9 protein-coding genes and 2 pseudogenes are annotated in these 15,261 nt (G+C 46.9%); all 11 read left to right on the forward strand.

Annotation, left to right across the window (positions count from 1 at the left end):
- Window positions 1-167 precede the first annotated feature (167 nt).
- Complete coding sequence (locus AC6B99_RS24865; protein WP_496664471.1) at window positions 168-2,252, forward strand: pectate lyase family protein; 2,085 nt, start codon at window positions 168-170, stop codon at window positions 2,250-2,252.
- Window positions 2,253-2,394: 142 nt separating this feature from the next.
- Window positions 2,395-2,967 carry a TetR family transcriptional regulator C-terminal domain-containing protein gene (locus AC6B99_RS24870; protein WP_494878935.1) on the forward strand — a complete coding sequence of 191 codons (573 nt, stop codon included), beginning with the start codon at window positions 2,395-2,397 and terminating at the stop codon, window positions 2,965-2,967.
- A 310-nt stretch (window positions 2,968-3,277) separates the two neighbouring features.
- Window positions 3,278-3,809 (forward strand): annotated as a pseudogene (locus AC6B99_RS24875) (SDR family NAD(P)-dependent oxidoreductase); the annotation flags it as partial.
- Window positions 3,796-4,317: pseudogene (locus AC6B99_RS24880) on the forward strand (NADP-dependent oxidoreductase); the annotation flags it as partial. The pseudogenes AC6B99_RS24875 and AC6B99_RS24880, both read left to right, overlap by 14 nt.
- Window positions 4,318-4,725: 408 nt before the next feature.
- Complete coding sequence (locus AC6B99_RS24885; protein ID WP_496664472.1) at window positions 4,726-6,273, forward strand: response regulator transcription factor; 1,548 nt, start codon at window positions 4,726-4,728, stop codon at window positions 6,271-6,273.
- Between the two features lie 247 nt (window positions 6,274-6,520).
- Complete coding sequence (locus AC6B99_RS24890) at window positions 6,521-7,495, forward strand: ABC transporter permease (RefSeq protein WP_056031437.1); 975 nt, start codon at window positions 6,521-6,523, stop codon at window positions 7,493-7,495.
- A gap of 14 nt (window positions 7,496-7,509) precedes the next feature.
- A complete protein-coding gene (locus AC6B99_RS24895; protein ID WP_056031434.1) occupies window positions 7,510-8,379 on the forward strand; it encodes a carbohydrate ABC transporter permease in 870 nt (289 codons plus the stop codon).
- A 29-nt stretch (window positions 8,380-8,408) separates the two neighbouring features.
- Entirely contained in the window at window positions 8,409-10,082 is a 1,674-nt protein-coding gene (locus tag AC6B99_RS24900) for a type 2 periplasmic-binding domain-containing protein (protein ID WP_496664473.1), read from the forward strand.
- A gap of 171 nt (window positions 10,083-10,253) precedes the next feature.
- The gene (locus AC6B99_RS24905; RefSeq protein WP_496664474.1) at window positions 10,254-11,996 is read left to right on the forward strand and encodes a sensor histidine kinase; all 1,743 of its coding nucleotides are present in this window, start codon (window positions 10,254-10,256) and stop codon (window positions 11,994-11,996) included.
- 7 nt (window positions 11,997-12,003) lie between these two features.
- Window positions 12,004-13,296, forward strand: a complete 1,293-nt coding sequence (locus AC6B99_RS24910) for an ABC transporter substrate-binding protein (RefSeq protein WP_496664475.1) — start codon at window positions 12,004-12,006, stop codon at window positions 13,294-13,296.
- Between the two features lie 55 nt (window positions 13,297-13,351).
- On the forward strand, window positions 13,352-14,923 hold the full coding sequence (locus tag AC6B99_RS24915; protein WP_056031423.1) for an ABC-F family ATP-binding cassette domain-containing protein: 1,572 nt from the start codon (window positions 13,352-13,354) through the stop codon (window positions 14,921-14,923).
- Window positions 14,924-15,261: the final 338 nt, after the last annotated feature.

The following is a 15,261-nucleotide window of genomic DNA, read 5'->3' on the forward strand; positions in this document are numbered from 1 at the left end:
GTATATAATTGATAACTATTATCAATTATAACACTTCCATGAATAGTAGTGGTGATCTGTTTGGCTGTTTTCTCCGATTTTATTAGGTCTTCGAGACTATTCAAATTTTACCATTAATTACTATAATTAGAATGTAATCTACTACAATATGGAAGGAGTATTTTGAGATGAATGATTTTATAAAGCGGCATTTGGTGTTCGTATTATGTTTAACGCTTGTCTTGTCAGCTGGGACAATCGGCTTTGTTTATCCGGCAAGCGCAGCGACGCTATTGGAGGACAGCTTTGATGGAGGAGCAGGCAATTGGACATCCACTAGCGGAAGCTGGTCCGTCGTTCAAGACAGCGGCAATGCGGTTTATTCCCAATCGGGCACAAGCGAAGGCCGAACTTCTGCTGGCAGCCAGACATGGACCGATTATGCGGTGGAGGCGGATGTAAAGATCGTTGATTTTAATGGATCGACTAGAACGTATGTTGCCGGCAGATACGTGGATGGCAATAATTTTTATGCAGCGTCCTTGTATAACAGCAGTGGAGGCACACTTGAAATTAGGAAAAAAGTAAGCGGTTCCACGACAACTATAGCGAGCAAAACGAATTTTGGCCTGGCAACGGGTGTATGGTATAAGGTGAAGCTCGAATTGAGTGGAACGTCCATCAAGCTTTATGTAAACGGCCAGCTTGAGCTCTCGGCTACGGATTCCAGCTTGGCTGCGGGTGCAGCGGGTTTGGTAACTTTTAAATCTATTGCTAAGTTCGATAATGTAAGCGTTACCAACTCAGGCTCGGTGCCAACGACACCAACACCTTCGCCGACAGTGGCTCCAACCCCGACTCCGACGGTGCAGCCAACCCCGACTCCATCCACTAGCCCGACGACTGCTCCAACACCGACACCAACGCCTTCTCCAACATCTGGGCCGACCAGCGAATATCAACTAACTGGGTTTTCCGCAGGCAACACAGGGGGAGGCAGCATCGCCGAAACCGATTCCCAATATATAAAAGTTTATAATGCAACAGATCTAGCCGCTGCGCTAAAGAAAGGCTCAGGCTATAAGGTCGTCGAAATCATGAACGATCTCGATCTTGGCTGGAACGAAATTCCGGCGGCAGCGAAAGTCTCGCCGTTCGCCTCTCACAACAGCGCATTAACGCACCCGGTTCTACTTAATACGGGCGTTAGCAAAATTACAGTGGACGGCTTTACGGACCTGACGATTTTCTCCGCCAACGGCGCGAAGATCAAGCATGCTGCTTTTACCTTCAAGAGAAGCACGAATGTCATCATTCGCAATCTCGAATTTGATGAGCTGTGGGAATGGGATGAAGCAACCAAGGGAGATTACGACAAAAACGACTGGGATTATATCACAATCGAAGAAAGCAGCAAGTTTTGGATCGACCACTGTACGTTCCACAAAGCATATGACGGACTGGTCGATGTGAAAAAAGGAAGCAATGGCGTCACCATTTCATGGTCCTCCTTCTTAGGCGATGACGGCAGTACAGGCAGCTGGGTCACCCAGCAAATCAATGCGCTGGAAGCGAATCAGTCGGCTTATCCTATGTATGCTTTTTTAAGAAGCAGTGCAGTAGGACTGAGCAAGGATGACATTATCGCGGTTGCTGCCAGCCAGAAGAAAGGGCATCTGGTGGGCTCAACCGAATTTGCCAGCGATAATGCAGCGCTTGAAGTGACGCTGCATCACAACTATTATCAGGATCAGCAGGACCGGATGCCTCGCCTGCGGGCTGGAAACGTCCATGCCTACAACATCGTTATGGACAGCGCAGGCGCTTGGAGTGCCAGATCACGGATTACTTCGGCGATGGAGACAGCCATTTCCGGCAATGGTTATCATTTTGGCGTAACGAGCAATGGAGCGATTTCCACAGAAAATGGTGCTGTGCTGATTGAGAAATCAGTCATTATTGATGTTTATTACCCGCTTCGCAATAATCAGAAGGATGCCAGTCTTCCTGACTATACGGGGAAAATCGCGGCTATAGACACGATCTATTCGCTGGATGGAACAACCTTTAGAGGAAATAGCGATACAGCGGGAAGCCCGCTTTCTCCAGTTCCAGCAGCGATCAAGCCTTTTTCCTGGAACGGATTCACAACGCTTCCTTATAGCTATACAGCTGATGATCCAGCGACATTGAAAGCAAGGCTCGTGGCTGCAAATGGCGCGGGTGCGGGCAAGCTGTCGTGGGCTAAAGTGAACTGGCTGCAAACGAGCTAGGCATCCTGCTTTGGCAGCAGTTGCTGCAATAGGCTTGGAGGAAAGAGCAAAGGGGACTATAATCGCCTTTGCTCTTTCTTATGTTTATTTCAGTTTGCCAATCGTTCACTTAAATGTATAATGATTATTCGAGGTGATGACGATGGCAAGATCCAAGGAATTTGAAATCAATGAAGTATTAGATAAAGCCATACAGCTATTTTGGGCACAAGGGTACGAGAAAACTTCAATGAATGAACTGGTTAACTTTATGGGCATTCATCGTAGAAGTATTTATGATACATTTGGGGATAAGCATGCCTTGTTTATAAAAGCTCTCGAACGATATGAAGCTAAGCAAACGAATAGAATGAAATTTTTGGTTGAAAAGCGAACGCCGGTAAAGGAAATCATCCGGGAGTTGTTTGAAGCGACAATAAAAAATGAAGGGGAACCTCTTGGGTGTTTTCTCGTGAATTCAGGCGTGGAACTGGGCGTGTTGGATCCAGAAGTTGCATCCCTGGTGGATGAGAGTTATTCACGGACTGAGGAATTGTTGACTAACCTTGTTCTGGAGGGCCAGCAATCGGGTGAGATCAAGGCTGGCCTTGAACCTGAAATGATTTCTCATTATTTAATGAATGCGTGGTTGGGGCTGCGTACGCTGGTCAAGACAACATCGGATCAACAAAAATTCAACAATATTATTGCTATGACACTGTCCGTTTTAGATTAAAAGGGTCATGCCAACATGATGGGCAAAAGGAGTGACCTAAATGGAAGCTGGTTTGTTTCTGTGATACAAGTTCCCACTTGTCCCTCTAGTGCAAGAAAGAGCTTGTATCTTATGCCTTGAACAAGCCAAGGAATGCCGCTCCAAAAGCAATATTTTTAGCCATAAAAAAATTCGTTACTGTTCGTTCTAAAATGGCTATACGAATAGCAAGTTAGATCTAACTGTTTTTTACCCTAATAAGAATGATCATTCTAAAATTGTGCTTGAAACTCATTTACACTAATCTGCACGTTATGAAGGAGAGAATAGGATGAAGTATACCGTTATTACAGGAGCAAGCTCAGGGATTGGATAAATTAGAAGAGCTTAAAACGGCCATTCAGGAAATAGATCCTAGTGTAAATGTTATTGTTCAAACAAGTGACCTGTCTGTTACAGATCAGGCTTACACTTTGTATAGCAAGCTAAAGGAATACGAAATAGACACTTGGATTAACAATGCGGGGCTGGGAGAAGCCGCTTTTGTAGCAGATCAGAATTTAGATAAAGCCCAAACGATGCTGCGTGTTAATATCGAATCCTTGACGATCCTTTCTACTCTGTATGTGCGAGATTATGCAGATGTCGAAGGAACTCAGTTAATTAACGTCTCATCCGCGCTCGGTTATGCCATTGCTGTTGGGAATGTTGCTTATTCAGCATCTAAATATTATGTTAGTGCCTTCACAGAAGGGCTTGCAAAAGAGCTAGAACTGAAAGGTGCCAAACTAAAGGCAAAGGTTTTAGCACCGGCTATAACAGAAACGGAATTTCTAGAAAGCGGCACAAATACAGAATTATTCAAAAAAAATTCAAGTGGAATTAAATGATGTTGATATACCACAGATCAATAGCCATGAGGTACTTGTCAAAGTAAAAGCTGCAGGCGTAAACCCACTGGACATTCTTAATCTGAATGGCAGTGTGCGGATGATTGCCGACTATAAGCTGCCATTCACTTTAGGGAATGAACTATCAGGCGTTATTGAAGCCGTTGGTGATAAGGTATTGAATTTTAAGGTAGGTGACCCTGTCTATACGAGGCTGCCGCTTAATAAAATCGGTGCTTTTGCTGAATATGCGGCCGTGAATGAAGATGCTTTATCCATCATGCCTGACCATTTGTCTTTTAATGAAGCGGCTGCGGTCCCCCTTACTGCCTTGACTGCTTATCAAGCCTTGCATAATGTACTCCATGCCCAGCCGAAGAAAAAGCTTTTCATTCCCGGAGGAACCGGAGGATTCGGCGCTATGGCAATTCCCATTGCCAAATCAATGGGATTATATGTGATTACAAGTGGCAGTGAAAGAAGCTGCATCGATTCAATTATAGCATGCGGAAAAAACTTGGTGCGGCAGTGGAGGGTATAGCTATAGGTTAGGTGTGGGCTAGCATTCACCGAGGGTTATTCCACTAGTTCGTTGATATTGTGTAGACCCTGTGAAAAGCGCTTCAAAAAGGAAATACCGTAATGGGAGTCAGGGAAGGCATTATTATCGACAACATTCATGATATTAATATTTAAGAGCAATAAAGAGAAGGAGCAAGGGCAGTTAAAGCTGCCTTTGCTTTTTTTGCTAGTGCTGTTAATTGTACATCTCTAATTGTGCTCCCAATTGCACATCTCCCTTTCATTGCTTGCTTTGTCATAGCAAGGTAAAATTAAGAATAAAAGACGCAGCTTTTATCAGGCTGGCAATAGGGGAGGGGGAGTAGCGGTGTACAAGGTTCTCTTGGTTGATGATGAATGGCTTATTCTTGACGGCATTTCCTCCGTGATGGATTGGGCTCGGCTAGGTACACAATTAACAGGAACAGCGCAAAATGGTTTGGAAGCGCTAACAAAGTTGAGGGACAATCCGCCGGACATTGTTATTACCGACATTCGAATGCCGGGCATGGATGGCTTGCAGCTCGTAGCTGCTGTTGCGGAGCAGTATCCCGGTATCTCTTTTATCATGCTGACCGGCTTCTCAGAATTTGATTATGCCAAAACAGCTATGCAGTATGGGGTGAAGCATTATTTGCTGAAGCCGTGCAGCGAGGAAAGCTTGGTGGAGGCCATCACGGAGATCGTTCAGGAGAAGAAGGAACGGGCCAGCCAGGAGAGCTTCGTGCAATCAATCAAGTATGATTTAGAGCGCGTGTTGCCGCATGCCAAGGAGCATTTTCTAAAGGAGTTCGTAACGAATAAAACGTATGGCGTAAGAGAATGGCAGTATTTTGGCGACCTGTTCGGGCTGCATTTTCAAACGCAAAGCGTACGCCTGCTGCTGGTGGAAATTGAGGGCGAGCATGAGTATGAGCATCTATTTGCCGTTAAAAATATTGCTGAGGATATCTTTCCTAATCCGATACTCAGCTCTACTGTAGGCCAGCATGTCCTTCTGCTCATGGAGGACGAGCTGTCAGAGGCGCAATTTTTCGAGAAAATTGACAGCATCCGCGCCACCTTCACGAAATATTATCATTTTGACCTAACCGCCGCCCTCAGCGAGCCGGGAGAGCTGGCGCAGGCGCGGCGCTTATATACGCAGACGCTTGTCTGCTTGAACCATCGATTTTATCTCGGTGAAGGCAGTCTTATTATGGAGCGCGACATTTCCCCATCTGGGGAAGGGGATCGTTCTGAATGGGAGTATGACCAAGAACGTTTAATGACAGCAATTAAAGCAGGGCATTGGGCAGAAGCGGATAAAGAGCTTCAGCAAATGTTTCAAATGCTTTCTGAGCTGCGCTATGACATATCCACAACGAAATCCTATTTGATCCAGATGTACATGGAAATGATTCGGCTGTGTGGATCTTCCGAGATGAAGGCGTATATGGATAAGCTCCCGGGTTTAATCGAAACGAGCACCTTGCAGTCTTTTCAACAATATGTGATGGGCATCGCCCAAGAGATTGCTCTCCACAACTATGAGCGGAATCGATGCAGGCAGTCGCAGATGGTGCTTCATATGAAAAATATTGTCCAAAGCCGCTTCAAGGATGAATCGCTGACTTTGCAATCTATTGCCGGGGAGATTTATATGAATCCGGATTACATAAGCAAAATGTTCAAGAAGGAGACAGGCGAAAAATTTACGAACTACATGATGAGCTTTCGGATTCAAAAGGCGCTGGAGATAATCGGCCAAAGCGAGGAATTTACAATAGCGGCGCTGGCTGAGGAAACGGGTTTCGGCGGCAATTCGTCTTATTTTAGCAAAATGTTTAAGAAGTATACCGGATTTTCTCCTTCGGAATATAAGAAAACGCCATAGGCTTATCGTTTACACCCTGAAGTCGTCGAGATACGGCCGCAGGGTGTTTTTTTGCAAATATAAGCATTTATATTTCTCGGATTGAAACGCGCCGGGCCGCCAAAGGAAGGCGCCAGCCGTTTCACCTTGATACATCACGGTTTTGAACATAAAACCATCGGAAATGAACATGTGAAAAGAGAAGCCGTACCTGTATATTTATAAACATAAATATTAATCGATTAACATTTAGGGTGGGGGCAGAAGAATGGAGTTGAAGCTGGAGGAAGAGCAGCAGCAGGCGCTCAAGGGCAGCAGAGCTAAAACAAGCAAACTCGTTTTCCTCAAAAAGGAATGGCTGCGGAATAAATATGTATACCTCATGTTAATTCCGGTCCTAGCGTATTATTTCATTTTCCACTATGGACCGATGTACGGCTTGTTGATGGCTTTTCAAAAATCTTATAGCCCAATCAAAGGCATTTTGGAAGGAAAATGGATCGGCTTTGACAATTTTACGATGTTTTTTAACAGCTATTATTTTTGGCGAATTATTAAAAATACGTTGATCCTCAGCTTTTACAGCATTTTGTTCGGCTTTCCGGCACCGATTATTTTGGCGCTGCTGCTTAATGAGGTCCGCAAAAAGTGGTTCAAGAGCACGGTACAGACGATCAGCTACATGCCCCACTTCATTTCGGTCGTCGTTGTTGTCGGAATGCTGAAAACGTTCTCGTCGCTCGATGGCGGCTTGTTTAATGTCATTCGCAGCTTCTTCGACCTGCAGCCGATTATGTTTCTAGCGGAGAAGGATATGTTTCGGCCGATGTACATTCTTTCGAACATTTGGCAGGGGGCGGGCTGGGCCTCGATTATTTTTCTGGCAGCGCTCAGCAATATTGATACCCAGCTCTATGAAGCGGCGAAGATGGATGGGGCTGGCAGGTGGAAGCAGCTGCTGCATATTACGCTCCCGGGCATTATGCCGACGGTTGTCATTATGCTGATTTTGCGTTTGGGTGCGGTTATGAACGCCGACTTTCAGAAAATTTTGCTCATGCAGACGGCACCGACCTATGAAACGTCAGACGTCATCTCCACCTTCATTTACCGTTCCGGCATTTTAGAAGGCAACTATACATATTCGACCGCTATCGGATTAATTAACGGCATTATTAATTTCTCGCTGCTGTTAATGGCCAATGCGATTAGTAAAAAAGTGAATTCGACCAGTCTCTGGTAAACGGGAGGTGACCTATGAAACGCTCGTCAGGGGAATATGTTTTTGACTTTTTCAATGTGATTATGCTGTGCTGCATTATAGCCGTATCCTTTTATCCGATGCTGTATGTGCTGAATTCTTCTATAAGCGATCCAGATCAATTGCTGCGCTCAAGGTCGCTCATGCTGCTGCCCGAAGGCTTCCAGCTTGAGGCTTATAAATATGTGTTTCAAAATCCGAAAATTTATAACGGCTACTTGAACACGCTCTTTTATGTCGTAGCAGGAACGCTGGTTAATTTGCTAATGACGGCTTTTGCCGCCTATGCGCTATCCAGAATGGATTTATTCGGCCGAAAAACGTTTATGCAGCTCATTACCTTTACGATGTTTTTTGGCGGCGGCATGATCCCAAGCTTTCTGCTCATTCAGAATTTGGGACTGGTGGATACTCGCCTGGCGATGATCATCCCTGGTGCAATCAGCACCTTCTACTTCCTGATTATGAAAACGAGCTTCGAGAGCATTCCGATAAGCTTGATCGAATCCGCCAAGCTGGATGGAGCTAATGATTTTCTAATCTTATTTCGTATCGTCCTGCCTTTATCCAAATCGATTTTGGCGGTCATGTCGCTGTATTATGCTGTAGACCATTGGAATGATTATGTGGGCCCGATGCTCTACTTGCGAAGCCAGGAGCTGTATCCGATCCAGATTGTAATGCGGGATATTTTAATTAGCAGCAGTACGGAGTCGATGGGTGCCGGCGTGGACACAGGCTTTGCAATCGGAGAAAACATTAAATACGCCACGATTATTATTTCTACGCTGCCGATTATGCTGGTGTATCCGTTTATTCAAAAGTTTTTTGTTCAAGGCGCTTTAATCGGTGCCGTGAAACAATAAAAATCAATTATTTTTTGGAGGCGATTTGGGTGAAAAGAAAAATGGGGTTGGTCATTTTGTCCTCGGCGCTGCTTGTCGGCCTGATGTCGGCGTGCTCGCAAAACAATGCGCCAAATGAAGGAGCGGCAGCAGGCAGTCCGGCCAATGCAGGGGCGTCCAGTCCAGCAGCCGGAGAAGAGAAGCTGACGGAAATACCGCTGCCCATTACGAATGAAGCGTTCACGATTAATTATTGGCGTGCGAATGATGCGAAGCTGACCGCCTCGATGGACAACTTTGGGGAAATGGCCTCGTATAAGAAAAAGGAAGAGCTGACGGGAATCAAGGTGAAATTTACCCACCCGCCGCTGGGACAGCAAAAGGATCAGTTCAACCTGCTCATTGCAACGAAGGAGCTTCCAGACGTCATCTACTACAACTGGGCGGATGCAGTAGGCGGTCCTGAGAAAATGATCGAGGACGGGCGGATTATTCGCTTGAACGAGCTGATCGACCAATACGCGCCAAACCTGAAAAGCATTATTGAATCCGATGCGGATGTGTTGAAGCAAATTGCTCTCGATGACGGCACGATCTATATGTTCCCGCTTCTGAAGCTGGATGCGCTCAAGCTGAATGCGACAACGGGCCCCATCGTGCGCAAGGACTGGCTTGATAAGCTCAATTTGAAAACGCCTACAACGATTGATGAGTGGCATACGGTGCTTAAGGCGTTCAAGGAACAGGACCCGAACGGCAACGGCAAGCAGGATGAGCTTCCGTTTACAGGCAACTGGGGACCGGGAAATTTGACGAAGCTGCATGATTTTTCTCCAGCCTTCGGAGTCATTGGCGGCTTCGAAATGAAGGGCGGAAAAGTGGCTTTCGGGCCAATCGAGCCTGAATACAAAATTTTCCTTGAGACGATGGCAGCTTGGTATAAAGAAGGGCTGATTGATCCGGAAATTATGACGAATGACGGCAAAGCCTTTGACTATAAAATTACGAATAATTTAGCCGGCTCCTACTTGGGCGGTGTGTTCAGCGGCATGGGCAAATATTTCAACCTGATGAGGGATACCGATCCGGATTTTAATCTGACAGGCGCTCCATGGCCGGTATCGCCGGATGGCAATGCCTACGCGACCTTCAATATGAACAATAAGGTGCTGACCTATGGAGAAGCGATCACATCAAGCGCCGATGAAGACAAGCTGAAATATATCGTGCAATGGATGGATTTTAATTACAGCGCGCAGGGCAGCGACTTGTTCAACTTTGGCATCGAGGGCGAGAGCTACGAGAAGGACGGCGATGCTATCAAGTTTACGGGCCTCATCACCGACAATCCGAACGGCTTGACCTATGATCAGGCGCTGGCTTCTTATGCGCTATCGATTATGGATGGCCCGATCAATCAGGACAGCAAATATTTGGACGCCCTCTTGTTCGATCAAGGCCAGCGGGATGCCAACACGGAGTGGATGAAAGCGAGCTCCGAGCTGACGCTTCCTCCTATCCGCCTGACGTTGGACGAAGCAAGCACGGTCACTTCCATTATGAGCCAAGTCAATACGTACTTGAACGAGACGATGACAGCGATCATTAACGGGCAGAAGCCGATTGCCGAGTTCGACAAAATGGTAGAGACGATTAAGAGCATGGGCATTGATCAAGCTGTCGAAATGCACCAAGCGGCTTACGAAAGATACCAAACGAAATAAGCGGCAGCGTGAAAAATGCATAAACGGATGAAGGCTGCTGTATGGGGCGTAAAACGCCCCAAAGTAGCCTTTTCTTCGTGAAAATAGAGCTCCGGGTTCCGCTAGTGTATCTGGTTTTTGCCGAGTATGTTATATCTAGTGTATGACCTATGCAAAGGAGCGCTTTTTATAATGGCGGTATATCGGAATCTGAGCATCAAGCGAAAAATGTTTCTCATGATCTTTCTGATCATGACCCTTATTATTACGATTGCTTACAGCTCCTTATATTATGCCTATTCGATTTATGACAGACAGCTATATGACAAATCCTATCGACTCTTGAATTTATCGTCCACCACGATAGATATGGAGCTGAAGAAGCTGGAGTCGATGTCGCTCACCATTATTTCAGATTCACAAATTCAGCGAGGATTAAAGGATTTGCTTCAGGACGATGCAGAATATGCCGGTTACATAACCCGCAAGAAGATAACCGATCAACTGTGGGCGCATATTAGCAATGCTGAACGTTATGTTCAATCTGTTCATCTTATCGACTCCAGACAGCGGGTCAGCAAATATGGGGACTCCCCATCCTTCTCAGAGGAAAAATACGCCCGCATGATAAAAGAAGCTGTAGCGGGAAAAGGCGAAGTCCGCTGGCTTTACCCGGATGATTCCGACCCTATGCTAATTATGGTCAGGGAGGTGCGGGCGTATGAGCCATTGACGCTGGAGCCCATCGGCATTTTATTTTTGCGGATTAATATTGAGAGATTAGTGGAGGACTATGCAGGCACGGCGAGTCAGAGTAGTGATATTTTGCTTAAATCAGGGCAGGATGTCATCTATCCGTACGGGCAAATGCCAGAAGGTGTGGCTGTTGCCTTTCAGCCGCTAAAGGCGGGAGACGGCTACGAGATCAAGAAGGTGAACAACGAGCCGACCTTTTTGTCGCAGAAAAAATCCTCTTATACCGGATGGATGTATTATAATATCGTCCCGTACAATCATATTTTTAAAACGGTCGTGTGGCTGAAAAATTCGCTCGTTATCGTCTATAGCCTGACCTTTATTGTCGTTGTTGCCATCGGGATGGCCTTTGCCCGCAGCTTGACGAGGCCCATTCGCCAGTTGATCAGCCAGATGAAGGAGGTGCAGTATGGCGACCTGGAGAGCATGGATGCCAGCATGTCCGCACCTGCTTTTCAGCAAATGGATGAAGTAGGGCTGCTGCAGCGAACGTATCGAATGATGATTACTCGCATTAATACGCTGATTAAAGAAAATTACGCCAACCAGCTTATCATTAAGGAAACGGAGTTCAAGGCGCTTCAGGCGCAAATTAATCCTCATTTTTTGTATAATGCGCTCGATTCTATCCATTGGCTGGCCAAAAAAAATGCGCAGCAGCAAATATCCAGCATGGTCGTCTCGCTTGGTTATTTGCTGCGCTCCTCAATCAGCTTAAAGCAAAATGTGATTACGGTTGCCGAGGAGCTTGAAACGGTGAAGCATTACATTACGATTCAAAAATACCGATTTCAAAATCGGCTGGATTTTCATATGGATGTGCCTGCTTCCTGTTATGCCGCTGCCATCCCTAAGCTTACTTTGCAGCCTCTATTGGAAAATGCCGTGCAATATGGTTTGGAGCCTATGATTGAGCCCTGTACGATCCGGCTTTATGCGGAGTGGGGGGAAGGGAAGCTAGCGCTTATTGTCGAGGACGGCGGGCCGGGCATGGAGGAAGCTTATGTGCAGCGTGTGCTGAGCGGAGAGGCGGAGACGCGGGGGAACGGGATTGGCATTTTGAATATTAAAAATCGGATCAAGCTCGCATTCGGCGAAAGCTATGGGCTAGGAATTGACAGCCGGGCGGGGGGCGGAACGAAAGTCAGCGTCCTTATTCCGCTTGTGCAGGAGGATTAGGCAGAAGATGCGAACAACCATCCGAATTGGCATAATGCTTGGCTTGCTAGCCGCTCTCTGGGGCTGCATCCCCGGGCAGTCCGACCCATTGAACAAGCTTAAGGAGGAGCCGATTACGCTTCGCATCGCTTGGTGGGGCAATGAATTTCGCAACAACGCAACGATCGAGGTTATCCATATGTATGAAGAGCTAAATCCGCATATTAACATTGAATTTGAATACAGCGCTTTCAATGAATATTGGAGAAAGCTCGCGCCGTACGCGGCGGGCAATGCGCTGCCGGACATCATTCAGATGGACATTTCGTATTTGTCCCAGTACAGCTCGCTTGATTTGCTGGAGAATTTGGAGCCGTATATTCGAAGCGGTATCATAGATGCCTCCTCCATCAGCGAGAGCCATCTGTCCAGCGGGAAATGGGGAGACCACTTATATGGCATGAATTTGGGCGTCAATGCGCTATTTGCTGTATACGACCCAGAGGTTTTCAAGGCCAGCGGCATAGAGCCGCCTACAGCCTCATGGACTTGGGAGGATTTTGACCAGATGGGAGAGCAGCTCAAGGGCACAGGCGTTTATTTAGGAACGGTGTTTACGCCGGAGCAGTTTTTTGCTTATTTTCTTAGACAGCATGGCTTTACCTTGTTTGCAGAAGATGGCATTAGTCTAGGTTACGAGGATGACAAGCTGTTTATCGACTATTTTGGACGAATGCAAAGGCTCGCGAAGGATAAACTGATATTTTTGCCCGATATATGGACGTCCGATATTAATAAATCGGACGCAGACCCTTTTTTTAAAGGGGAGGCTCTATTAGGCTGGGGCTATTCCAATCAGTTCATCAACATCGTGGAGCATTACGGCAAACAGCTGGCTATCGTGCCGCTGCCTGGGCCAAACAGCAAGCAAGGGTTATTTTTGAAGCCGGGCATGTTTTTTTCGATTTCCAAAAATTCAAAAAATAAAGAAGAGGCCGCGAAATTCATCAGCTTCTTCGTCAATAATTTAGAGGCAAACAAGCTGCTGCAGGGAGAGAGGGGCGTGCCCGTATCTTCCCAGTTAAAGGAGCAGCTGAAGCCGTTCGTTAAGCCGGAGCTTGCGCAAATCTTTGAATATCTCGATTGGGTGGAGAAAAATAGCAGTCCCATGGACCCGCCGGACCCGGTCGGAACGGCAGAAGTGACCGTGGTGCTGCGTGATTTGCATGACCTGCTGCTATTTGGCAAAATAACGCCCGAGGCGGCGGCCACCGAGTTTCGGGCGAAGGCAGGCGAAATATTGGCGCGCAACAAAAAATAAACAATATCTAATGTTATAATGACTAGTAGACTGACGGAGCTAGAAGGGTGATAGCATGAGTGTAATTCGGTTGGAAAATGTGACGAAGAAATATGAAGACGCCATGATTTTTCGCGATATTTATTTTCGCGTGAGCCAAGGGGAGCGAATTGGCCTTATTGGGCGGAATGGAGCCGGCAAGTCGACGGTATTCAAGCTCATTATGGGCAAAGAAGAGCCGACAAGCGGCAAAGTGGAAATAGATCCAAAGGTGAAAATTGGGTATTTCTCGCAATTTTCAGAAATGCGCGGTAGTCTGTCTGTCCAGCAAGAGCTGGAAATGTGCTTCGAGCAGGTTGCTCTGATTGAGCGCGAGCTGCAAGCGGTTGGGGAAAAGCTGGGCTTGGTATCGGATGATGGCGAAATGAATGAGCTGCTGGCGAGGCAGGCGGAGCTGTTCGAGCAAATGGACCATTTGGACGGCTGGAACGTTTCCGTAGAGATCAACACCGTTCTGACGAAGCTGGGCTTCAACGATCGTTCACGCAATCAGCCGATTGATGAGTTGTCTGGCGGCTGGAGAAACCGTGCGGCTTTAGCAAAAATGCTAATTGAGCTGCCGGATGTTGTATTGCTTGACGAGCCGACAAACTACTTGGATATGGAAGGCATTGCGTGGCTGGAGCAGTGGCTTTACCGGTTTAATGGCGCCATGATCTTGATCTCTCATGATCGGCAGTTTATCGACAAGGTCGTCACGCAAATCATCGAGATTGAAAATTATCATTTTCAGCCATACGATGGCAATTATACGGACTATATTCGTAAGAAGAAGCTGCGCAAGAAGGAGCTGGACCGCCAGTTCGAGTGGGAGGAAGAGCTGCTGCTCATGGAGTCGGAAGCGATCGACAGCCGCGCCAGCAAAAAATCGTCCAAAGACCGGTTATCCCGCAAATTGGCCGATAATAAGAAGCGGGTTGAGCCGAATCCGGTGAACGTGCTGATTACGGATATTTATGAGTTGCTGCGTTTCCCGGACAAGCTGTGCGAGGTTAAGCAAATCGGGCAAAGCTATGAGGAACGCGCTATTTTTCAGAACGTCAGCTTTGACATTCAGAAGGAGGATCGCCTCGTCATCGTTGGCCCGAACGGAAGCGGGAAGTCCACGCTGATCAAGGTGCTGACGGGGCAGGAGAAGCCTGAATCCGGCGAGGTCACCTGGGAAAAAGGGGTCAGCTACGCGTATTTCAACCGGATGTGGGAGGAGCTTGATCCTAAGGATACAGTGAGCCACGCCGTCAATACGTATGGTCTAGGGCTCGATGCGCCGCGGAAAAAGGTGAACAAATTTCTGTCGATGCTGCAATTTTCCGAGATGGATTTAAGCAAAGTGATTGGCAGCCTGTCCGGCGGCCAAATGGCCCGGGTTGCATTGGCGAAATGCCTGCTTTCGGGTGCAGCCGTCATCATATTGGATGAACCGACGAATCATCTGGATTTAACGAGCATACAGGTGATGGAGCAGGCGCTGATACATTTTCCCGGCGCTGTTGTGACCGTAAGCCATGATCGGTTTTTCATTGATAAAATTGGCACGAAGATGCTGGTGTTCGATCCGGAATTGGGTATTACCCAGCAAAATTTATAGCAGCGAATGGGCTGGAAAAGCTCAAAAAAACGGTACTTCATCAAAGGATGGAGTGCCGTTTTTTTATTGAAATATAGAGAAAGGATATCTAACGCGATCCTTTCTCTATATTTCTCGGAATGAAACGCGCCGCGCCGCTACAGGAGGGCGACGGCCGTTTCACCTTGAAATATAGGAAAGGATATCTAACGCAATCCTTTCTCTATATTTCTCGGAATGAAACGCGTCGCGCCGCTACAGGACGGCGACGGCCGTTTCACCTTGAAATATAGGAAAGGATATCTAACGCAATCCTTTCTCTATATTTCTCGGAATGAAACGCGCCGCGCCGCTACAGG

Source organism: Paenibacillus liaoningensis, assembly GCF_059609455.1.

Bases quoted from the DNA above. Each gene is read 5' to 3' on its own strand.
- AC6B99_RS24915 (WP_056031423.1), top strand. From the start codon at position 13,352: ATGAGTGTAATTCGGTTGGAAAATGTGACGAAGAAATATGAAGACGCC.
- AC6B99_RS24870 (WP_494878935.1), top strand. From the start codon at position 2,395: ATGGCAAGATCCAAGGAATTTGAAATCAATGAAGTATTAGATAAAGCC.
- AC6B99_RS24910 (WP_496664475.1), top strand. From the start codon at position 12,004: ATGCGAACAACCATCCGAATTGGCATAATGCTTGGCTTGCTAGCCGCT.
- AC6B99_RS24905 (WP_496664474.1), top strand. From the start codon at position 10,254: ATGGCGGTATATCGGAATCTGAGCATCAAGCGAAAAATGTTTCTCATG.
- AC6B99_RS24865 (WP_496664471.1), top strand. From the start codon at position 168: ATGAATGATTTTATAAAGCGGCATTTGGTGTTCGTATTATGTTTAACG.
- AC6B99_RS24895 (WP_056031434.1), top strand. From the start codon at position 7,510: ATGAAACGCTCGTCAGGGGAATATGTTTTTGACTTTTTCAATGTGATT.
- AC6B99_RS24890 (WP_056031437.1), top strand. From the start codon at position 6,521: ATGGAGTTGAAGCTGGAGGAAGAGCAGCAGCAGGCGCTCAAGGGCAGC.